We start from the raw sequence: 19,138 nt of genomic DNA on the forward strand, positions 1-19,138 counted from the left end.
AATTCACCTGTGCACAACCGAAAACGGGCAACCCGGATTCGCGCTAGTTTCACCGGCATCCGCATCTGGAAGGGTTGAGATGTCCGTATCCGATCCGGGACTGCGCCGTGTCTGCGTGCAGGCCGGAACCGCCGTCGTCGACGTCGCCCTGCCTTCGGCGATGCCGATTGCCGCCCTGGTCCCGCCGATCGTCGACATCCTGACGGCGCGGGGTGTCCACGACCTTTCCGCTCGGTGCGATCGGCTGACCCTGCCCGGTGGCGCGGCACTGGAATCATCGACAACGTTGGCGCAGAACGGGATTCGGGACGGCGACGTCTTGGTCCTGACCGCATCCGACCCGCCGCAGCCCACGGTGCGTTACCACGATATCGCCGACGCGGTCGCGGAGCTGCTGCACGACGGGGTATCGGCGCCGTCCTTGGCGATGCGGCGCACTGTGGCACTGTCCGGCGGTGGCATCGCCGGTGCCGGGATCCTGGCACTTGTGCAAAACCGATACAGCGACAGCAGTTTCGGCTCCCACGACTGGACCGCGGTGGCTGCGGTGTTGGTCGCCGTTATCGCCGTCGCCGCCGCGGTGCTGGCGTGGCGCGCATACCGGGACGCGCTGGCCGGTCTCACGTTGAGCCTGATCGGGATCGCGTTCGCCGCGACGGCCGGGTTTCTCGGCGTGCCCGGCGCCCCGGGCGCCCCCAACGTGTTATTGGCGGCGACGGCGGGCATGGTCGCGGCGATTCTGACGACCCGCGTCGTCGCGGGCGGAGTTGCCACGTTGACCGCGGTGTCATGCTTTTCGGCAGTCGTTGCCGCCGCTGCGTTCGGCGGTGTCGTCACCGGCGCCCCGGTGTTTGCGATGGGCGCCGCCGCCACGACGACGTCGCTGGGCCTGCTTGCCGCCGCGGGCCGCGCGGCGATCGTTCTGAGCGGTTTGTCACCACACCGTGCCGCTGGTGCGGACGCCGCATTGAGAGCCGCGGTGCGGCGGGCCGACACGTGGTCGGTCGGCCTGCGGGCCGCGTTCTCGGCGGCGACGGCGCTCGGCGCCGTGGTCACCGTGCTGGCCGGCGCGCCACGGCCCAGCTGTCTCGCGCTGGCCGCCGCGGCCGGGGTGCTACTGCTGCTGCGCGCCGGCTTCGCCAGCGGCCGAGGCGCGGTGGTCTGCGCGGTCGGTGCGGCGGTCACAATTGCAACGACATTCGTGTGCACCATGATTCGTCTATCCCGGCACGGCCCGTGGGTTGTTGCGGCGACGGCGGTGTTGGTGGCCGCGGCGTGCTGCGTCGGGTTCGTCGCGCCGCACCGCCCGATCCCTGCCCTGGCGCGTAAGGCGGTCGAGCTGGTCGAGTGCGTGCTGCTAATCGCGATGGTGCCCCTGGCCTGTTGGATCTGCGGGTGCTACGACACCGCGCGGGGCCTGCAGCTGCAATGGGGTTGACCGCCTCGGTCGTCGTCCGGTTGGTGTCGGCATTGGCGCTCGCTGTCTGGTCGCCCCTGGGAATGCCTTCGGCCCAAGCGGTTTCGCCCCCGGAGATCGATGACCGGATGTTGCCCAAACCGGCCCGGCCCGCGCCGCCGCGGCCGACGGTGCAGCGCAAGGTGTGCGCGATGCTGATCGGCCCGCCGAGCCCGGGCCCCAAGCAGTTCGCGAATCTCGACCTGCCCCGCGTCTGGCAGCTGACCCGCGGGGCGGGCCAACGCGTCGCGGTCATCGACACCGGCGTTTCGAAACATCCCCGGCTGCCCGACGTGGTGCCCGGTGGCGACTACGTGTTCACCGGCGACGGCACCCAGGATTGTGATGCCCACGGAACTCTGGTCGCCGGAATCATCGCCGCGACAACCGGTTCCGAGGCAGGAGATGCCGCCGGTATAGCGCCCGACGTCACATTGATCAGCATCCGGCAGTCCAGCGCGAAATTCGCTCCGGCAGGCGATGCCTCCCACGCCGGGATTGGCGACGTGAACACCATGGCGAGCGCGGTCCGCACCGCCGCCGACCTCGGCGCATCGGTGATCAACATCTCGTCGGTGGCGTGTGTGCCGGCGACGTCCGCGCTGGACGACCGTGCCCTGGGCGCGGCGCTGGCGTACGCGGTCGACATCAAGAACGCGGTTATCGTTGCGGCAGCGGGAAATACCGGCAGCACCGGGCAATGTCCGCCGCAGCGCCCCGACGCGAACTGGCAGACCAGCTCGGTCGCGGTCAGTCCGGCCTGGTACGACGACTACGTGCTGACCGTCGGCTCGGTGCGCGCCGACGGAACACCGTCGGCCTTCAGCCTGGCGGGCCCGTGGGTCGACGTCGCCGCAATCGGCGAGGCGGTCACTTCGCTGACGTCCACGCCGCTGTCGGGGACCAGTTACGCCGCACCGGTCGTCAGCGGGCTGGCCGCGCTGATCCGCGCCCGGTTTCCCGCCTTGACGGCACGGCAGGTGATGCAGCGCATCGAGGCGACCGCACATCATCCGCCCGCGGGATGGAATCCGTTGGTGGGCAACGGCGCCGTCGACGTCCTCGCCGCCGTGAGCTCCGATTCGGGTTCGCCCGGCAACATCGCGAAACCACCCCCGGTCCGGGCACCGGCCGCCGCGCCGCCCCAGACCGGATCGAGGCCGGCCGACCTGCGGTCCCGGGACACCGCGCTGCGCGGCACGGCACTGTGTGTGGTCGCCGCGCTGTGCGTGGTGATCTTCGGGGCGGCCAGACGCCGGCTGGGCTCACCGCAAGCCCGCGAGCACGTCGCGGCCGACTGAGGCGTTCGCTCGGCTCAGTTCCGGGCCTCCGGGCAACACGGCCAGCATCGGCCAGGGCACCACGGCGGCCTGCGCCGGCAGGCCGAGATCGCGCGCCGCGTCGTCGTCGGGCACCGCGAACCGGGCACCGGTGTCGGTGACCAGGTATCGGGTCGCGACGGCCCCGCTGCCGCGGACGTAGGCGGTCCGGCCGGGCGGCAGAAAGACAGCGTCGAGGGCCGGTCCCGTGCCGTCGGCCTGCGCCAGTGTCACCGGCGCCTGGCCGGGCGGCAGCGGCAGGCCGGTGCCGACGACGAACACGCGGGTCCCGACGCACACGGTGAAACCGGCGCCGCCCAGGCCGGCGTCGACGACCTGGGGCGCCCGGTCCGGGAACGTCGCCACCGGCAGCGTGTTCACGATCTGCGCGCCGCGGATCGCATCCGGTGGCACCCGCGCGATCTCCGCGCTGCCCCGCGAGTCGCCGAAGCGCAGCAGATCCGCGGCGACCCGGCCGACCCGCTGCACCCCGATGCCCAGCACGGCGTAATACTCGTCGCCGTCACCGCGCCCGACGCGCAACACACTGCCGACCGGGAACCCGGGCAGACTCGCCGCCCGACTGCCCGCGTTCCGAATGCGGGGCGTGGTGATCGGCGCAGCCTCCGGCACCGCGTTCAGCAGGGCCTGCGCGACGGTGATCGGCACTCGCCCCTCGAGCCGCAAGGCGCGCACCACCGCGGTATCCGCGAGATCCACCACGGCCCGCTGTCCCTGGTAGAGGAGGTAGGCGGGCGGGCCCGCGACCGCCCTGACCAGCAGGGCCTCATCCCGGGCCAGCGGCCGGCCCGCCGCTTTCCCGGCCGGCCCGACCACGACCGTCGTGACACCGCCGCTGTCGCAGATCGCCCAGTCGGCATCGTCGCCCGACAGCGGCGCCCCAAGCAGCGCGGGCGCACCCGGAATTCCCAGCATCGGACCGCGTTTGGTATGTCGGATTGCGGACTCGGGCACCGGCAGCGGGTCGGCGTCGGTCTGGGCGATCAACCTTGCCGACGCCAGGTTCAGCACCGGGTGCCAGGTGTCACCGACTCGCACGTACAGCGCTCCGGTGTGATGGCCCATCACGATCGGGGCCCCATCGAGCCGCGGTTCGGGCTGCACTATGCCGAGCAATGTGCAACCCGCCGCCGCGATGAGCGCGAGGATGCCGCCGAGCGTCAGCGGAGCCGCACGTGCCCGCAGCGGGTCGCCGGACGCACCCGTCCGCCCGTCGTGCAGCGCGCGTTCGAGCCGTCGTAGCAGAAAGCGATATCCGCTGACGTGCGCCCAGGTCGTCGGCTGGTGGGTCACTGACCTCCCTCCGATTCGCCACGCTAAAGCGCACGGCGACGGGCGCGTCGCCGGTTATCCACAGCGCGCAGGTTTGGCCAGGTCACAATTTGGGTAGCATTGGCGGGTGATTTGTCCCCGCACCCTGGCTGGCGGCGCCGCCGCCCTGGTCATGGCCGCGGGCCTGCTCGCCACGCCGAGTGCGTCCCCGGTCGCGCACGCCTTCGACTGCCCCGACGTCGAGGTCATCTTTGCCCGTGGCACCAACGAGCCACCCGGTCTGGGCCGGGTCGGTGACGCGTTCGTCGACTCGCTGCGCCAGCAGACCGGGCTGAACATCCTGCCTTACGGCGTGAACTATGCCGCCAGCAAGCTGCAGCTGCATGGCGGAGACGGCGCCAACGACACCATCGACCGCGTCAAGAAGAGCGTCGAAACGTGCCCCAACACCAAGATCGTGCTGGGCGGCTACTCGCAGGGCGCCTCGGTGATGGACATCGTGGCCGGTGTCCCGATCGGCGGCATCACCTGGGGCAACAGTTTGCCCGCGCAGTATGCCAACAACATCGCCGCGGTCGCCACCTTCGGTGACGTGGCCGACCGCGCGGGCGGCACCCTGCCCAGCCAGAGCGCGCTGCTGGGCTCCAAGGCCATCGACCTGTGCAACCCCAACGACCCGATCTGCCACGCCGGTCCCGGCAACGAGTGGAGCGGGCACACCGAGGGCTACGTCCCCGTCTACACCACCCAGGCCGCCGCGTTCGTCGCCGCCCGACTGCTCGGCACCGGACAGTCGGTGCCCGGGAGCGGACCGCAGGCTCCCGGCTACGGCTCGCCGAGCCCCGGCCAAGCGCCCGGCCCCGTGTTGCAGAATCCGCAGTCACCCGGTCCGCTGACGCCGAGCTACGTCCCCCCCACACCCGCGCCGTCGGTCCCCGGTCCGAGCGGACCGCAGACCGACGTGGTTGCCGCCGTTCACTAGTCCACCATCGATAACCCGTACCATCGCGGCATGAGCCATGCCGTGAAAAGATCACGGGCGCATAACTTTTCCCTTTTGGCGGCTGCCGCAGTGCTCGCGGCGGCCGCGATGCTGTTCGGCGCCCCGGCCATCCCGCGCGCCGTGGCGGCTTGCCCGGGCGTCGAGGTGGTGTTTGCCCGCGGCACCAATGAACCGCCCGGGGTGGGGAAGGTCGGTGGGGCCTTCATCGACGCCCTGCGCCGCCAGACGCGCCGCAGCGTGGGGGCCTACGGGGTCAACTACCCCGCCGACGACGACTTCCTGGCCGCCGCGGACGGGGCGAACGACGCCAGCGCTCATGTCCAGCACATGGCCGGCGACTGCCCCGGCACCAAGCTGGTGCTCGGTGGCTACTCCCAGGGCGCCGCCGTCGTCGACATCGTCACCGCCGCACCGATTTCCGCCCTGGGCTTCCGTCAGCCGCTGCCGGCCTCGGCCGCCGATCACGTCGCCGCGGTCGCCCTGTTCGGGAACCCGTCGGGACGGGCCGGCGGTCTGATGAGTGCGATCAGCCCCGGTTTCGGCGGCAAGATCATTGACCTGTGCAACCGCGGCGACCCGATCTGCTCGGCCGGCAACTCCTGGCAGGCCCACCTGAGCTACGTTCCCGGATTGACCAATCAGGCAGCACATTTCGTCGCCGGCAAGATTTAGCCGCGCAACCGTTCGGTCACACTGGCGTCGCGGAGTGGTCACAGCCGTTCACTAATGTTCCGGGAAGATGCGTACCATCGGCTCATGGGGGTTAGTCCGTACGGTAAGGCCTTGCTCGCCGCGTTGATCATCGGTTCCGCGGTCGTCTCGATTCCGGTGGCATCGGCGAAACCGGCGTGTCCGGGCGCCGAGGTGGTGTTCGCTCGCGGCCGCGAAGAACCGCCCGGCGCCGGCCTGGTCGGGGACGCCTTCGCGAACTCACTGCGCAGCAAGACGCAGCTGCCGCTGGGCGTGTACGGGGTCAACTACCCCGCCGATGTCGATCCGGCCAAGGGCGCCAACGACATGAGCGCCCACGTGCAATACATGGCGAAGCATTGCCCGGACACCCGTGAGGTGCTGGGCGGCTATTCGCTGGGAGCCGTGGCCGCCGACCTGGTAGTCGCGGTCACCCAGCCGTCCTTCGGGTTCAAGAATCCGCTGCCGCCTGGGGTGGACCAACACGTCGCGGCGGTCGCGCTGTTCGGCAACGGCACCCAGCGCGTGCTGGGCCCGGTTCCCAGCTTCAGTCCCGCCTTCGCCGGAAAGACGATCGAGGAGTGCGCGCCGGGCGACCCGATCTGTTCGGGCACCGGCAAGGCGGTGTGGGCCTCGCATCTGCAGCCGTCCTACATCGACTCCGGGTTGGTGGATCAGGCCGCCGCCTTCGCGGCCAGCAAACTCTAGGCCGGAATCCACTCGCGCACAGGCAATTCCCAGGTTCCCCGAGTGGCGGGGTTCCCGGCGCCACCGGACACTTTATAGGTGACGACTACCGTCGGGACCGACGTCGACAAATCGCCGGCCGCCCGGGAAACGCTCGAAGATTACACCCTGCGCTTTGCTCCCCGTAGTTACCGGCGATGGTCCACCGCGGTGGTGGGGATCTCCGCACTCGGCGGCATCGCATATTTGGCCGACTTCGCGATCGGCGCCAACCTCGGCATCAGCTACGGAACCGCCAACGCGCTGTGCGGCATTGGAATCTTCGCCGCGGTCATCGTCACGACCGGGCTGCCGGTGGCCTACTACGCCGCGCGCTACAACATCGACCTGGACCTGATCACCCGGGGCAGCGGTTTCGGCTACTACGGCTCGGTGGTGACCAACGTGATCTTTGCGACGTTCACGTTCATCTTCTTCGCGCTCGAGGGTTCAATCATGGCGCAGGGTCTGCGGCTGGGCCTGCACATCCCGTTGTGGCTCGGTTACGCCTGCTCCACGCTCATCATTTTTCCGCTGGTGATCTACGGCATGAAAGTGCTGTCCCAGCTTCAGCTTTGGACCACCCCGCTGTGGCTGCTGCTGATGGTCGCGCCGTTCATCTATCTGGTGACCAGCCATCCCGAATCGGTCGGCGAGTTCTTCTCCTACACCGGCAAACAGGGCCACGGCGGCGTGCAGGTCGGCCCGGCACTGATGGCCGCGGGGGTGTGCCTGTCGCTGATCGCCCAGATCGCCGAGCAGATCGACTATTTGCGGTTCATGCCGCCCCGCACGCCGCAGAACGCGCGCAGCTGGTGGACCTGGCTGCTGCTGGCCGGCCCCGGCTGGGTGATCTTCGGCGCGATCAAACAGATCGTCGGGCTGTTTTTGGCCGTGTACTTGATCTTTCACCTGGCCGGTTCGCTGTCGATCGTCAATCAGCCGGTGCATCAATTCAAGGAGATCTACGCCAACTTCATGCCGGGTTGGCTCGCGCTGACGCTCGCCGTGGTCCTGGTGGTGCTCAGCCAGGTGAAAATCAATGTGACCAACGCCTATTCCGGTTCACTGGCCTGGACGAATTCGTTCACCCGTGTCACCAAGACCTACCCGGGACGCGTTGTCTTCCTCGCCGTCAACCTGACGATTGCGTTGATCCTGATGGAAGCCAACATGTTTGACTTCCTCAACACCATCCTGGGTTTCTACGCCAACTGCGGCATGGCGTGGGTAGTGTCGGTGGCCTCCGACATCGTGTTCAACAAGTACCTGCTGGGGTTGTCACCCAAGGCGCCGGAATTCCGGCGCGGCATGTTGTACGCGATCAACCCGGTAGGCTTCGGCTCGATGCTGTTGGCCGCCGGCCTGTCGATCCTGGCGTTTTTCGGCGCCCTGGGCGAGCCGTTGCGGCCCTACTCGCCGCTGGTGGCCATCGTCGTCGCGCTGGTGATGCCGCCCGTCCTCGCGATCGCGACCCAGGGTAAGTACTATCTGCGGCGCACCCACGACGGCATCGAACTACCCATGTACGACGAGCACGGCAACCCCTCCGCCGACGAATTACTTTGCCACGTCTGCAATCACACGTTCGAGCGCCCTGACATGCTGACCTGTCCCACCCACGGCGCCCACGTCTGTTCGCTGTGCGTGTCCACCGACAAGCGCGCCGAACACCTGCTGGATGCCCAGCCTTAACGCGAGACTTAAGCCATTGCGATGCCCCACGGCGTGTCGTGTGCGAGGTTTAAGTGTCGCGGCAGTGCGGATCGCGGCAGTGCCGGTCGCTAGCGGGTGCGCAGGTCGCGGGTGACCAAAGTGCGCGACGCCAGCTCGTCGTCGGGCGGATAGTCGACGCCCACCAACGTCAAGCCCTGCGCCGGGGCGGCCGCAAAGTCACTGGATCGTGCTGGCGCGTCGAGCAATTCACGACACCACTGCCGGGTGCGGCGATGTTCGCCGACGGCGAGCAGCGCCCCGACCAGAGAGCGCACCATCTGCCAGCAGAACGCGTCGGCGGTGACGTGCGCGGTGATCAGATGCCCCTCTCGGGACCACTGGAGCCGCTGCAAATCGCGAATCGTGGTACCCCCGGGCCGATGCCGGCAGAAGGCCGCGAAGTCGTGCAGTCCGACGAGGTCCTGTGCGGCGGCGTCCATCGCGTCGACGTCGAGGTCTCGCGGCCACGCGGTGATGTAGCGTGCCCGGTGCGGCTCCACACCGTAGGGCGCCGTCGACAACCGGTACTCGTAGTGGCGCCGCAGCGCCGAGAACCGGGCATCGAAACCCGCTGGGGCGCGGCAGATTTCCAACACCCGGACATCCGTGGGCAAAAAGCGGCCCAGCCGGCGCAGCAGCGGCAGGAATTCTGGATCACCGGGCCGCGGCGAGCGCGGGCAGGCGTTCGGCAAGGCGGTGCCCGGCACATCGACATGGGCCACCTGACCGGTGGCATGCACTCCGGTGTCGGTGCGCCCGGCGGCCCACACCTTGACCGGCGTGCGAAAGACCGTCGTCAGCGCGTCGTCGATAACACCGGCGACGGTGCGCTGGCCGGCCTGCGTTGCCCAGCCCGCGAAATCGGTTCCGTCGTAGGCGATATCGAGCCTGAGACGGACGTCTTCGCTACTTGTCGTCTGACTCGTCACCCTCGTCGGCGACCTGCGCCTCCGGCTCCGTGGCCCCGGTCTCGGTCTCCTCGGCGTCGGCGGGCACGGCTTCGTCGGCCGTCGGGCCCTCGGCCGCCTCCGGCTCGACCGCGGCCTGCGGAGCGGCCGCGGCGGCGACCGGCGCGTCGGCGGTCTTCTTGGACGCCTTGACCCGCCGCGCCCGATCGGCCTCCGATGTCACGGTCTTCTCCTGCACCAGCTCGATCACGGCCATCGGGGCGTTGTCGCCCTTACGCGGCTCGACCTTGATGATGCGGGTGTAGCCGCCCGCGCGATCGGCGAAGAACGGCCCGATCTCAGCGAACAGGGTATGCACCACATCCTTGTCGCGGATCTTCTTCATGACCTCGCGACGGTTGTGCAGCGTGCCCTTCTTGGCGTGGGTGATCAGCTTCTCCGCGTACGGCCGCAATGCCCTCGCCTTGGGTTCGGTCGTCTTGATTCGGCCGTGCTCGAACAACGAGGTGGCCAGGTTCGCCAGTAGCGCCTTCTGGTGTGACGACGACCCGCCGAGGCGAGGGCCCTTGGTGGGCTTGGGCATTGCGACTGTCTCCTATTTAGCGGCCGACCCCCGTATCAGGTAGGGCCGGGACGGATTGCGTTGTTGTGTTAGAGCTGTTCGGTTTCGGCGTAGTCCTGGTCGTCGTAGGCCGCCTCGGTCGACCAGGTGCCGGTGGCGACGTCGTAGCCCGCGACCTCCGACGGGTCGAAGCTCGGCGGGCTGTCCTTGAGGGACAGGCCCAGCTGGTGCAGCTTGACCTTGACCTCGTCGATGGACTTCTGCCCGAAGTTGCGGATGTCGAGCAGATCGGACTCGGTGCGGCTGACCAGTTCGCCGACGGTGTGCACACCCTCGCGCTTGAGGCAGTTGTAGGACCGCACGGTCAGGTCCAGGTCGTCGATGGGCAGCGCGAACGACGCGATGTGGTCGGCCTCGGCCGGCGACGGACCGATCTCGATTCCTTCGGCCTCGACGTTGAGTTCGCGTGCCAGGCCGAACAATTCGACCAGGGTCTTACCGGCCGACGCGAGAGCGTCACGCGGGGTGATCGAACTCTTGGTCTCGACGTCCAGGATCAGCTTGTCGAAGTCGGTGCGCTGCTCGACACGGGTCGCGTCCACCTTGTAGGTGACCTTGAGCACCGGGGAGTAAATGGAATCGACTGGGATACGGCCGATTTCGGCACCCGAGGCGCGGTTCTGCACGGCCGGCACGTAGCCGCGGCCGCGTTCGACGACCAGCTCGACCTCGAGCTTGCCCTTGTCGTTCAGCGTCGCGATGTGCATGCCCGGGTTGTGCACGGTGACGCCCGCGGGCGGCACGATGTCACCCGCGGTGACCTCACCGGGACCCTGCTTGCGCAGGTACATGGTGACCGGCTCGTCCTCGTCGGAGGACACGACCAGGCCCTTGAGGTTCAAGATGATGTCGGTGACATCTTCCTTGACGCCGGGCACGGTGGTGAACTCGTGCAAGACGCCGTCGATGCGAATGCTGGTGACGGCCGCGCCGGGGATCGACGACAGCAGCGTGCGCCGCAGCGAATTGCCCAGGGTGTAACCAAATCCCGGCTCCAGCGGCTCGATGACGAACTGGGACCGGCTGTCGGTGAGCAGTTCCTCGGACAGGGTGGGTCGCTGAGAGATCAGCATGGTGTTTCTTCTTCTCCTTCTCGGCACCCGCTATTTGATGCCGTTAGGTTTCCGCGCCGGCGGCTGCCGGTCCGGAAGTCTGTTACTTCGAGTAGTACTCGACGATCAGCTGCTCGGTGAGCGGGACGTCGATCTGCGCGCGTTCGGGCAGCTGGTGGATCAGGATGCGCTGCCGCTCCCCCACCACCTGCAGCCAGCTCGGAACCGGGCGGTCGCCTGCGGTCTCCCGCGCGATCTGGAACGGCACCGTGTTCAGCGAGTTGTCGCGCACATCGATGATGTCGTACTGCGAGACCCGGTAGCTGGGCACGTCGACGCGCACGCCGTTGACGGTGAAGTGCCCGTGCGTGACCAGCTGGCGAGCCATCCGGCGGGTGCGCGCCAGTCCGGCGCGGTACACGACGTTGTCCAGCCGGCTTTCCAGGATGCGCAGCAGCTCCTCACCGGTTTTGCCGGGTTGGCGCACCGCCTCCTCGTAGTAGCGGCGGAACTGCTTTTCCATCACGCCGTAGGTGAAGCGTGCCTTCTGCTTCTCCTGCAGCTGCAGGAGATATTCGCTTTCCTTGATCCGGGCGCGGCCGTGCTGCCCGGGCGGGTACGGGCGCTTCTCGAACGCCTGGTCGCCGCCGACGAGGTCGGTGCGCAGCCGGCGCGACTTGCGCGTGATGGGTCCGGTGTAACGAGCCATGTCTTCCTACCTAGACCCTTCTGCGCTTCGGCGGACGGCAGCCGTTGTGCGGCTGCGGGGTGACGTCGGAGATCGCGCCGACCTCCAGGCCGGCGGCCTGCAGCGACCGGATCGCGGTCTCGCGACCCGAGCCCGGGCCCTTGACGAACACGTCGACCTTGCGCACGCCGTGCTCCTGCGCCTTGCGGGCGGCGTTCTCGGCGGCCAGCTGCGCGGCGAACGGAGTCGACTTGCGCGAGCCCTTGAAGCCGACGTGGCCCGACGACGCCCAGGCGATGACGTTGCCCTGCGGGTCGGTGATGCTCACGATCGTGTTGTTGAACGTGCTCTTGATGTGCGCCGCGCCGTGCGGGATGTTCTTCTTTTCCCGCTTGCGAGTCTTCTGCCCCTTCTTGGGGCCCGACGCGGCTGCCTTCTTGGCTGGTGGCATGGGCGGTTACCTGGCCTTCTTCTTGCCGGCGATGGTGCGCTTGGGGCCCTTGCGGGTGCGCGCGTTGGTCTTGGTGCGCTGGCCGCGCACCGGCAGGCCGCGGCGGTGCCGCATGCCCTGGTAGCAGCCGATCTCGATCTTGCGGCGGATGTCGGCCTGGACCTCGCGGCGCAGGTCGCCCTCGACCTTGAGGTTGGCTTCGATGTAGTCGCGCAGATGGGTCAGCTGGTCGTCGGTCAGATCCCTGGTGCGCAGGTCCTTGTCGATCCCGGTCGCTGCGAGAATCTCGTTCGAACGGGTCCGGCCGACGCCGAAGATGTAGGTCAGCGCGATCTCCATCCGCTTGTCACGCGGCAGATCGACGCCTACTAGTCGAGCCATAGGTGGCGTTTCCTCTTTTTTCTAAGCGGAGGTCTGATCCCAGCCCGCTCCCGATCTGATCGGGGCCCGGCCTCCGTCCGGGCGTGGGTAGGCGGCGTATCGCCTAGTGGTGCTGGGAGGTCATCATTCAGTTGTGCCGGCGCCGGGTCCGATAAGCCGAAGGGCTAACCCTGGCGCTGCTTGTGGCGCGGATCCGAGCAGATCACCATGACCCGCCCATGCCGACGGATCACCCTGCACTTGTCGCAAATCGGCTTCACGCTGGGGTTGACCTTCACGGCTTTTCGATCCTGTTCTCGTCTGTGAATTGGTTATTTGTACCGGTACACGATGCGGCCCCGGGACAGGTCATAGGGCGAAAGCTCCACGACCACCCGGTCCTCGGGCAGGATGCGGATGTAGTGCTGCCGCATCTTGCCGCTGATGTGGGCAAGCACCTTGTGACCGTTCTCCAGCTCAATGCGGAACATCGCATTGGGCAGGGGCTCGACCACCCGGCCCTCGACCTCGATGGCGCCGTCCTTCTTGGCCATAACTACTCGTCAAATCCTCGTCATTGTGGTTCGTTCTCGCCTGCGCCAACAACGGCGCAGCATTCACACCGACTTTCCGAACGTGAGCCGGTGACAGGAAATTCCTCGGGAACGGTCACACAAAAAAGCCGGCGCGGATGGCGCACCGTCGGTTAATGGTACCCGCTTGGACAGCATCACCAAAATCCGCGATCACCGCCCTGAACAGCGGCCATCTCGACTCTCCACACTACGCCCGGCAAGCGCATACTGAGACGCGATGACAAGTCCCCTCGATGGCGCCGCGCTGTCGCGCAAACCCGTGATCTTGACCGTCGACGACGACCCGGCGGTCTCTCGCGCGGTCGCCCGCGATTTGCGCCGCAAATACGGCGAGGATCACCGGATCGTCCGCGCGGAATCGGGTCAGGAGGCGCTCGACGTCCTCAAGCAGCTCAAGCTGCGCGGCGAGACGGTCGCCACGCTGATCGCCGACTACCGGATGCCGCAGATGACCGGCATCGAGTTTCTCGAGCAGGCCATGGACCTCTACCCGCTAGCGCGGCGGATCCTGCTGACCGCCTACGCCGACACCCACGCCGCAATCGACGCGATCAACGTGGTCGACCTCGATCACTACCTGCTCAAACCCTGGGATCCGCCGGAGGAAAAGCTCTACCCCGTCGTCGATGCGCTGCTGGAGGCGTGGCGGGCGGCACCGGAGCATCCGGTCCCGCACACCAAGGTGATCGGCCACCGCTGGTCGGCGCGGTCCTGGGAGGTTCGCGACTTCCTGGCCCGCAACGGGCTGCATTACTCCTGGTACATGGCCGACGAACCCGACGGCGAACGACTGCTCAACGCCGCGGGCACGGACAGCCGCCGGCTGCCCGTCGTCGTCACCGAACGCGGCGACCCGCTGGTGGAACCGACCGACGCCGAACTCGCCGACAAGCTGGGCCTGACCACCACGCCCTCGCAGGAGTTCTACGACCTGATCGTGATCGGTGGGGGGCCAGCGGGTCTGGCCGCCGCGGTGTATGGCGCCTCCGAGGGGCTGCGCACGGTGCTCATCGAACGCACTGCGACGGGTGGGCAGGCGGGGCAGAGCTCACGGATCGAGAACTATCTGGGCTTTCCGGACGGGGTGTCGGGCGGGCAGCTGGCCGAGCGCGCGCGGCGGCAGGCCGAAAAGTTCGGCGCCGAACTGATAACCGCACGCACGGCGGTCGCACTCGAGGTGAACGGAGCCAAACGCACCGTGCGGTTCGCCGACGGCGGGTCGATCGACGCGCACGCGGTCATCCTTGCCACCGGGGTGTCCTACCGCCAGCTGGCCGCCGAGGGGTGCACCGAGCTGACCGGCTGTGGCGTCTATTACGGCGCCGCGGTCTCCGTCGCCCCGGACTGCGAAGACGAAGAGGTCTACGTGATCGGCGGCGCCAACTCCGCCGGCCAGGCCGCGATGTACTTGTCGCGGACGGCCAAGTCGGTCAACATCGTCGTCCGCGCTCCGTCGCTGGAGGCGTCGATGTCCTACTACCTGATTCAGCAGATCGAGGCCAATCCGAAGATCAACGTGCTGACCTGCACGGAAGTCAAGCGCGCCAGCGGAGACGGGCATTTGGAAAAGCTGACGCTGGTCAACAACCGCACCGAGGTGACCGAGGAGGTCACCTGCGGACGGATGTTCATCTTCATCGGGGCCGCGCCGCGCACCGAGTGGCTGGACGGGGTGCTGGCCCGCGACGACCACGGTTTCATCCTGACCGGCCCGGATCTGCGCAACGTCTGCGGCTGGACGCTGGACCGCCCACCGCATCACCTGGAGACCAGCGTGCCGGGTGTGTTCGCCACCGGCGACGTCCGCGCCGCATCCGCCAAACGGGTGGCGGCCGCCGTGGGTGAGGGATCGATGGCGGTGATGCTGGTCCACCGCTACCTGGCTGAGTCATAGAAGGGCCGCACCGCATGACGACCACCACCACCCCGTGTGAGCCCGACGAACTGCGCAGCCTGTTTCTCTTCGAGGCCCTCACCGATGACCAGCTCGCGGTGCTGTGCGCCAACGGACACATCCAGGACTATCAGCCCGGCCCGATCTGTGTCGAAGGGGAACCGGCGACCTGTTTCTACGTGTTGCTGGAGGGTGAGCTGACCATGTCCAAGCTCTCCGGCGGCCAGGACATCGAAACCAACCGCACCTCGCAGCGCGGGGTGTATTGCGGCGCCTGGCGGGCGTTCACCGGCGGCAACCAGAAGACCTACGACGCGTCGGTCCACGTGACCAAGCCGTCGCGGTTCTTCGTCATGGACGCGCCGGTGTTCGCGCAGTTCATGAAGGACCAATTCCCGATGGCGGTGCATCTGCTCGACGGCATCGCGGTCGGCACGGACCGCACCCGTCGCATCATCGACAACCGGGAGAAGCTGCTGGCGCTCGGCCGGCTATCGGCCGGGCTGACGCACCAGCTCAACAACCCCGCCGCGGCGATCTCGCGGGCCGCGTCGGATCTGCGCGAACGCGTGGCCAACATGCGGCACAAGTTGGCGATGCTGGCCGACGGAACGGTGAGCCCCGAGGCGCTCAGCGCCCTGGTCCGGTTGCAGGAGCGGGTGGCCGAGCAGGTCGCGAAGTCGGCGGGACAGCATTTGAGCGCCCTGGAAACCTCGGACCGTGAGGACGCCGTCGCCGACTGGCTCGAGGACCATGGCATCGAGGGTGGGTGGGACATCGCGCCGACCTTCGTCGAGGGCGGCATCGACACCGATGCCCTGGAACGGATTTCGGCGGTCACCGAGCAGCTCGCGTCGACCTCACTGGATCAGGCCATTCGATGGATCAACTACACCATCGAAAGCGAACTGCTGATGAACCAGATCCTGGAAGCCAGCAAACGGATTTCGGCGCTGGTCGCCGACGCCAAGCAGTATTCGCAAATGGATCGGGCCCCGTTCCAGGTGGCCAATGTGCACGACCTGCTCTACAGCACGCTGGTGATGTTCGCCGACCGGCTGTCCAAGGACGGCAGCGGCGGTGACAAGGCGATCACCCTGGTCAAGGACTTCGACAAATCGCTCCCTGAAATCCCTTGCTACCCAGCCGATCTCAATCAGGTGTGGACGAACATCATCGACAATGCACTGGCCGCGATGCGCGACACCGGCGGCACGCTGACCGTGCGCACCTGCCGCTTCAACGAGAACATGGCGCGGATCGAGATCTGCGACACCGGCCCCGGAATCCCCCCCGAGATCCGCGAACAGATCTTCGAGCCGTTCTTCACCACCAAACCGTTCGGTGAGGGTACCGGACTGGGGCTGGACCTCGCGTTCAACATCGTCGTGAAGAAACACCGCGGGGACCTCAGAGTGGAATCCGTGCCGGGGGACACGCGATTCATCGTGATGCTGCCCCTCGAGGCACCGCCCGCCGCCGACGTCGCCCCGGACGACGAGCTGGACGACGGCTTGGACGGGCCGGATCCCGAATAACCCAAATAAAACGGTGGAATAGCCTGGCCACCCGCCGGGGTTGGAGACGTCATGACCGACACTCACGCCAGCGCGCCCACAGCCAAACCCGACCTCGGCCCGTTCGGAGTATTCGGACGCGGCGTCACGCCCCAACAAGCCAAAGAAATCGAGGCGCTCGGCTACGGCGCCGTCTGAGTGGGCGGATCGCCGCCCGCCGAACTGGCGTGGGTGGAGCCCATCCTGGCGGCGACGAGCACCCTGCAGCTGGCCACCGGCATCGTGAACATCTGGACCGCCGACGCCGGTGCCGTCGCGGAGTCGTTCCACCGCATCGACAAGGCCTACCCGGGCCGCTTCCTGCTCGGCATCGGCGTCGGTCACCGCGAGATGATCAGCGAGTACCGCAAGCCCTTCGACGCGCTGGTCGAGTATCTGGACCAGCTCGACGAGTACGGTGTCCCGGCCCATCGCCGGGTGGTGGCAGCTTTGGGACCGCGGGTGCTGCAGCTTTCGGCGCAACGCAGTGCCGGGGCCCATCCCTACCTGACCACCCCCGAGCACACCGCCGAGGCGCGCAAGCTGCTCGGCGATGCGGCGTTTTTGGCGCCCGAGCACAAGGTGGTGCTGACCACCGATCCCGACGAGGCCCGCGCCACCGGCCGCGCGGCCCTGGACATGTACTTCAACCTGGTCAACTACCGCAACAGCTGGAAGCGGTCCGGTTTCGGCGAGGACGAAGTGGTCCGGCCGGGCAGTGACCGACTGGTCGACGCCGTGGTGGCCTACGGGACACCCGACGCCATCGCGGCGAGGTTGAAAGAGCACCGCGCCGCGGGTGCCGACCATGTTCCCGTGCAGGTCCTCACCAAAGATGAAAACCTGGTCTCGGCCCTGGCCGAACTGGCGGGCCCGCTTGGATTGAACGGATCGTGACCAACGGCTAAGGGGACCTTGATGAACGACGCGGCGACACACAAGCCCGACCTCGGACGATACGGAGTCTGGCTGCCGACCCGTTCTTTGAAGCCCGAACTGGCCGCCGGGATCGAAGCACTGGGATACGGCGCCGCCTGGGTCGGCGGGTCACCGGACGCGGAGCTAGCGTGGGTCGAACCGGCCCTGGCGCGGTCGAACACGCTGCAACTGGCCACCGGGATCGTCAACATCTGGACCGCCCCGGCGGGGGCCGTCGCCCAATCCTTTCACCGCATCGAAAGTGCGCACCCGGGCAGGTTTTTGCTCGGCATCGGAGTCGGCCACCCCGAGCACACGCAGGAGTACCTCAAGCCGTACGCCGCGCTGACCGGTTACCTGGATGCCCTCGACGAGGCGCTGGTACCGACCAGTCGGCGGGTGCTGGCCGCACTCGGACCCAAGGTGTTGGCGCTCTCGGCCGAGCGCAGTGCCGGGGCGCATCCGTACCTGACGACGCCGGAGCACACGGCCAAGGCCCGCGAGCAGTTGGGCAACTCGGTGTTTTTGGCGCCGGAACACAAGGTGGTGCTGACCACCGACCGCGACGAGGCGCGCGCCGCCGGACGCCAGGTCGTCGAGTTCTATCTGGGCCTGAGCAACTACGTCAACAACTGGCTGCGGCTGGGCTTCACCGAGAACGACGTGCGCAAGCCGGGCAGCGACAAGCTGATCGACGCGGTGGTCGCCTACGGCACCCCCGAGCAGATCGTCGAACGCCTCGAGGAACACCTGCAGGCCGGCGCCGATCACGTGGCGATCCAGGTGCTGGGTGGCCGCGACGAGGAGACGTTGTTGCCGGTGCTGCGCGAACTAGCCGGGCCGCTGGGGCTGACCCCCGCCGGCTGACCGAGACCCTCGGTTAGGGTTTGACCATGCGGCTGCTGGTCACCGGTGGCGCCGGTTTCATCGGCGCGAACTTCGTGCACAGCACCGTGCGGGAACGTCCCGACGTTTCCGTCACGGTGCTCGACGCGCTGACCTACGCCGCGCGGCGCGAGTCGCTGGCCGACGTCGAGTACGCCATCACGCTGGTCGAGGGCGACATCACCGACGTCGAGCTGGTCTCGCGGCTGGTCGGCGAGGCCGACACCGTGGTGCACTTCGCCGCCGAAAGCCATGTCGACAACGCGCTGGACAATCCCGAGCCGTTCCTGCACACCAACGTGGTCGGGACGTACACCATCCTGGAGGCGGTGCGCCGCCACGGGGTGCGGCTGCACCACATCTCCACCGACGAGGTCTACGGCGACCTGGAGCTCGACGACCCGCAACGGTTCACCGAGTCCACGCCGTACAACCCGTCCAGCCCCTACTCGGCGACCAAAGCCGCCGCCGACATGCTGGTCCGGGCTTGGGTGCGGTCCTACGGGGTGCGCGCCACCCTGTCCAATTGCTCGAACAACTACGGGCCGTATCAGCACATCGAGAAGTTCATCCCGCGCCAGATCACCAACGTGCTCACCGGCCGGCGGTGCAAGCTGTACGGCACCGGAGCCAATGTCCGCGACTGGATCCACGTCGACGACCACAACAGCGCGGTCTGGCAAATTCTGGACAAGGGGCAGATCGGTCAGACGTATTTGATCTCCGCCGAGGGCGAACGCGACAACCTGACCGTGCTGCGCACGCTGCTGGTCCTCATGGGGCGCGATCCCGACGACTTCGACCACGTCACCGACCGCGTCGGCCATGACCTGCGCTACGCAATCGACCCGTCCCTGCTGTATGACGAATTGCATTGGGCGCCAAAGCACACCGATTTCGAAGAGGGACTGAGCGAAACCATCGAGTGGTATCGGGCCAACGAATCCTGGTGGCGCCCATTGAAAGACGCCGCCGAAGCCCGCTACGAACAGCGAGGGCAGTAAC

19 protein-coding genes and 1 pseudogene are annotated in these 19,138 nt (G+C 67.7%); 11 read left to right on the forward strand and 9 right to left on the reverse strand.

Translation table 11 applies throughout. The features are described 5' to 3' along the window. Nucleotides 1-79 precede the first annotated feature (79 nt). Both eccD and mycP read left to right on the forward strand, forming a co-directional pair. Nucleotides 80-1,438 (forward strand): type VII secretion integral membrane protein EccD, encoded by a 1,359-nt coding sequence (gene eccD, locus AWC25_RS01135; protein WP_069399134.1) that lies wholly within the window; start codon nt 80-82, stop codon nt 1,436-1,438. Beyond that, a complete protein-coding gene (gene mycP, locus AWC25_RS01140; protein WP_085166233.1) occupies nt 1,429-2,757 on the forward strand; it encodes a type VII secretion-associated serine protease mycosin in 1,329 nt (442 codons plus the stop codon). The genes eccD and mycP overlap by 10 nt, the downstream gene beginning before the upstream one ends. Here the strand turns inward: mycP and eccB are convergent. Beyond that, entirely contained in the window at nt 2,722-4,089 is a 1,368-nt protein-coding gene (gene eccB / locus AWC25_RS01145) for a type VII secretion protein EccB (protein WP_069399136.1), read from the reverse strand. The two genes, mycP and eccB, sit on opposite strands and share 36 nt — an antisense overlap. Nucleotides 4,090-4,240: 151 nt before the next feature. Here eccB and AWC25_RS01150 point away from each other — a divergent pair, with 151 nt between their 5' ends. The 4 genes from AWC25_RS01150 (at nt 4,241) to AWC25_RS01165 (ending at nt 8,182) form a co-directional block, all read left to right on the forward strand. Then, nucleotides 4,241-5,050, forward strand: a complete 810-nt coding sequence (locus tag AWC25_RS01150; protein WP_069399194.1) for a cutinase family protein — start codon at nt 4,241-4,243, stop codon at nt 5,048-5,050. Nucleotides 5,051-5,080: 30 nt separating this feature from the next. Next, nucleotides 5,081-5,743: a cutinase family protein gene (locus AWC25_RS01155; protein ID WP_069399137.1), complete on the forward strand. Its 663-nt coding sequence runs from the start codon at nt 5,081-5,083 to the stop codon at nt 5,741-5,743. Nucleotides 5,744-5,827: 84 nt separating this feature from the next. Next, entirely contained in the window at nt 5,828-6,469 is a 642-nt protein-coding gene (locus AWC25_RS01160) for a cutinase family protein (RefSeq protein WP_084229168.1), read from the forward strand. A 78-nt stretch (nt 6,470-6,547) separates the two neighbouring features. Continuing rightward, nucleotides 6,548-8,182, forward strand: coding sequence for a purine-cytosine permease family protein (locus AWC25_RS01165; RefSeq protein ID WP_085166234.1), 1,635 nt, complete (start codon nt 6,548-6,550; stop codon nt 8,180-8,182). Between the two features lie 89 nt (nt 8,183-8,271). On the opposite strand, the gene truA is transcribed toward AWC25_RS01165, so the two are convergent. The 8 genes from truA to infA form a co-directional block, all read right to left on the reverse strand. Further along, nucleotides 8,272-9,132: a tRNA pseudouridine(38-40) synthase TruA gene (gene truA / locus AWC25_RS01170; RefSeq protein ID WP_069399140.1), complete on the reverse strand. Its 861-nt coding sequence runs from the start codon at nt 9,130-9,132 to the stop codon at nt 8,272-8,274. Continuing rightward, a complete protein-coding gene (gene rplQ, locus AWC25_RS01175) occupies nt 9,110-9,694 on the reverse strand; it encodes a 50S ribosomal protein L17 (RefSeq protein WP_069399141.1) in 585 nt (194 codons plus the stop codon). Before rplQ ends, truA begins: the two co-directional genes overlap by 23 nt. Before the next feature lie 68 nt (nt 9,695-9,762). Then, the gene (locus AWC25_RS01180) at nt 9,763-10,806 is read right to left on the reverse strand and encodes a DNA-directed RNA polymerase subunit alpha (protein ID WP_069399142.1); all 1,044 of its coding nucleotides are present in this window, start codon (nt 10,804-10,806) and stop codon (nt 9,763-9,765) included. A gap of 82 nt (nt 10,807-10,888) precedes the next feature. Then, nucleotides 10,889-11,494, reverse strand: a complete 606-nt coding sequence (gene rpsD / locus AWC25_RS01185; protein WP_044509884.1) for a 30S ribosomal protein S4 — start codon at nt 11,492-11,494, stop codon at nt 10,889-10,891. A gap of 10 nt (nt 11,495-11,504) precedes the next feature. After that, nucleotides 11,505-11,924, reverse strand: coding sequence for a 30S ribosomal protein S11 (gene rpsK / locus AWC25_RS01190; RefSeq protein ID WP_044509883.1), 420 nt, complete (start codon nt 11,922-11,924; stop codon nt 11,505-11,507). Between the two features lie 6 nt (nt 11,925-11,930). Beyond that, complete coding sequence (gene rpsM, locus AWC25_RS01195) at nt 11,931-12,305, reverse strand: 30S ribosomal protein S13 (RefSeq protein ID WP_069399143.1); 375 nt, start codon at nt 12,303-12,305, stop codon at nt 11,931-11,933. A 164-nt stretch (nt 12,306-12,469) separates the two neighbouring features. Next, entirely contained in the window at nt 12,470-12,583 is a 114-nt protein-coding gene (gene rpmJ / locus AWC25_RS01200; protein WP_003879483.1) for a 50S ribosomal protein L36, read from the reverse strand. Between the two features lie 33 nt (nt 12,584-12,616). Further along, nucleotides 12,617-12,838: a translation initiation factor IF-1 gene (infA, locus tag AWC25_RS01205; protein ID WP_003418601.1), complete on the reverse strand. Its 222-nt coding sequence runs from the start codon at nt 12,836-12,838 to the stop codon at nt 12,617-12,619. Between the two features lie 259 nt (nt 12,839-13,097). On the opposite strand from infA, the gene AWC25_RS01210 reads away from it, so the two are divergent. The 5 genes and pseudogenes from AWC25_RS01210 (at nt 13,098) to rfbB (ending at nt 19,137) form a co-directional block, all read left to right on the forward strand. Further along, complete coding sequence (locus AWC25_RS01210; RefSeq protein ID WP_085166235.1) at nt 13,098-14,774, forward strand: NAD(P)/FAD-dependent oxidoreductase; 1,677 nt, start codon at nt 13,098-13,100, stop codon at nt 14,772-14,774. Between the two features lie 14 nt (nt 14,775-14,788). Further along, nucleotides 14,789-16,312: an ATP-binding protein gene (locus AWC25_RS01215; RefSeq protein ID WP_069399145.1), complete on the forward strand. Its 1,524-nt coding sequence runs from the start codon at nt 14,789-14,791 to the stop codon at nt 16,310-16,312. A 51-nt stretch (nt 16,313-16,363) separates the two neighbouring features. Continuing rightward, a pseudogene (locus tag AWC25_RS01220) lies at nt 16,364-17,227 on the forward strand (LLM class F420-dependent oxidoreductase). 21 nt (nt 17,228-17,248) lie between these two features. Further along, nucleotides 17,249-18,115 (forward strand): LLM class F420-dependent oxidoreductase, encoded by an 867-nt coding sequence (locus tag AWC25_RS01225; RefSeq protein WP_069399147.1) that lies wholly within the window; start codon nt 17,249-17,251, stop codon nt 18,113-18,115. A gap of 26 nt (nt 18,116-18,141) precedes the next feature. Continuing rightward, nucleotides 18,142-19,137 (forward strand): dTDP-glucose 4,6-dehydratase, encoded by a 996-nt coding sequence (rfbB, locus tag AWC25_RS01230; RefSeq protein ID WP_069399148.1) that lies wholly within the window; start codon nt 18,142-18,144, stop codon nt 19,135-19,137. Nucleotide 19,138: the final 1 nt, after the last annotated feature.

The sequence above is a fragment of the Mycobacterium sherrisii genome (assembly GCF_002102355.1).
Lineage (GTDB): Bacteria > Actinomycetota > Actinomycetes > Mycobacteriales > Mycobacteriaceae > Mycobacterium > Mycobacterium sherrisii.

Coding starts and splice junctions, on each gene's coding strand:
- rpsM (WP_069399143.1), bottom strand. CDS start 12,305: ATGGCTCGACTAGTAGGCGTCGATCTGCCGCGTGACAAGCGGATGGAG.
- mycP (WP_085166233.1), top strand. CDS start 1,429: ATGGGGTTGACCGCCTCGGTCGTCGTCCGGTTGGTGTCGGCATTGGCG.
- rfbB (WP_069399148.1), top strand. CDS start 18,142: ATGCGGCTGCTGGTCACCGGTGGCGCCGGTTTCATCGGCGCGAACTTC.
- AWC25_RS01215 (WP_069399145.1), top strand. CDS start 14,789: ATGACGACCACCACCACCCCGTGTGAGCCCGACGAACTGCGCAGCCTG.
- AWC25_RS01180 (WP_069399142.1), bottom strand. CDS start 10,806: ATGCTGATCTCTCAGCGACCCACCCTGTCCGAGGAACTGCTCACCGAC.
- rplQ (WP_069399141.1), bottom strand. CDS start 9,694: ATGCCCAAGCCCACCAAGGGCCCTCGCCTCGGCGGGTCGTCGTCACAC.
- AWC25_RS01150 (WP_069399194.1), top strand. CDS start 4,241: ATGGCCGCGGGCCTGCTCGCCACGCCGAGTGCGTCCCCGGTCGCGCAC.
- AWC25_RS01225 (WP_069399147.1), top strand. CDS start 17,249: ATGAACGACGCGGCGACACACAAGCCCGACCTCGGACGATACGGAGTC.
- rpsD (WP_044509884.1), bottom strand. CDS start 11,494: ATGGCTCGTTACACCGGACCCATCACGCGCAAGTCGCGCCGGCTGCGC.
- eccD (WP_069399134.1), top strand. CDS start 80: ATGTCCGTATCCGATCCGGGACTGCGCCGTGTCTGCGTGCAGGCCGGA.
- rpsK (WP_044509883.1), bottom strand. CDS start 11,924: ATGCCACCAGCCAAGAAGGCAGCCGCGTCGGGCCCCAAGAAGGGGCAG.
- AWC25_RS01155 (WP_069399137.1), top strand. CDS start 5,081: ATGAGCCATGCCGTGAAAAGATCACGGGCGCATAACTTTTCCCTTTTG.
- AWC25_RS01210 (WP_085166235.1), top strand. CDS start 13,098: ATGACAAGTCCCCTCGATGGCGCCGCGCTGTCGCGCAAACCCGTGATC.
- infA (WP_003418601.1), bottom strand. CDS start 12,838: ATGGCCAAGAAGGACGGCGCCATCGAGGTCGAGGGCCGGGTGGTCGAG.
- AWC25_RS01160 (WP_084229168.1), top strand. CDS start 5,828: ATGGGGGTTAGTCCGTACGGTAAGGCCTTGCTCGCCGCGTTGATCATC.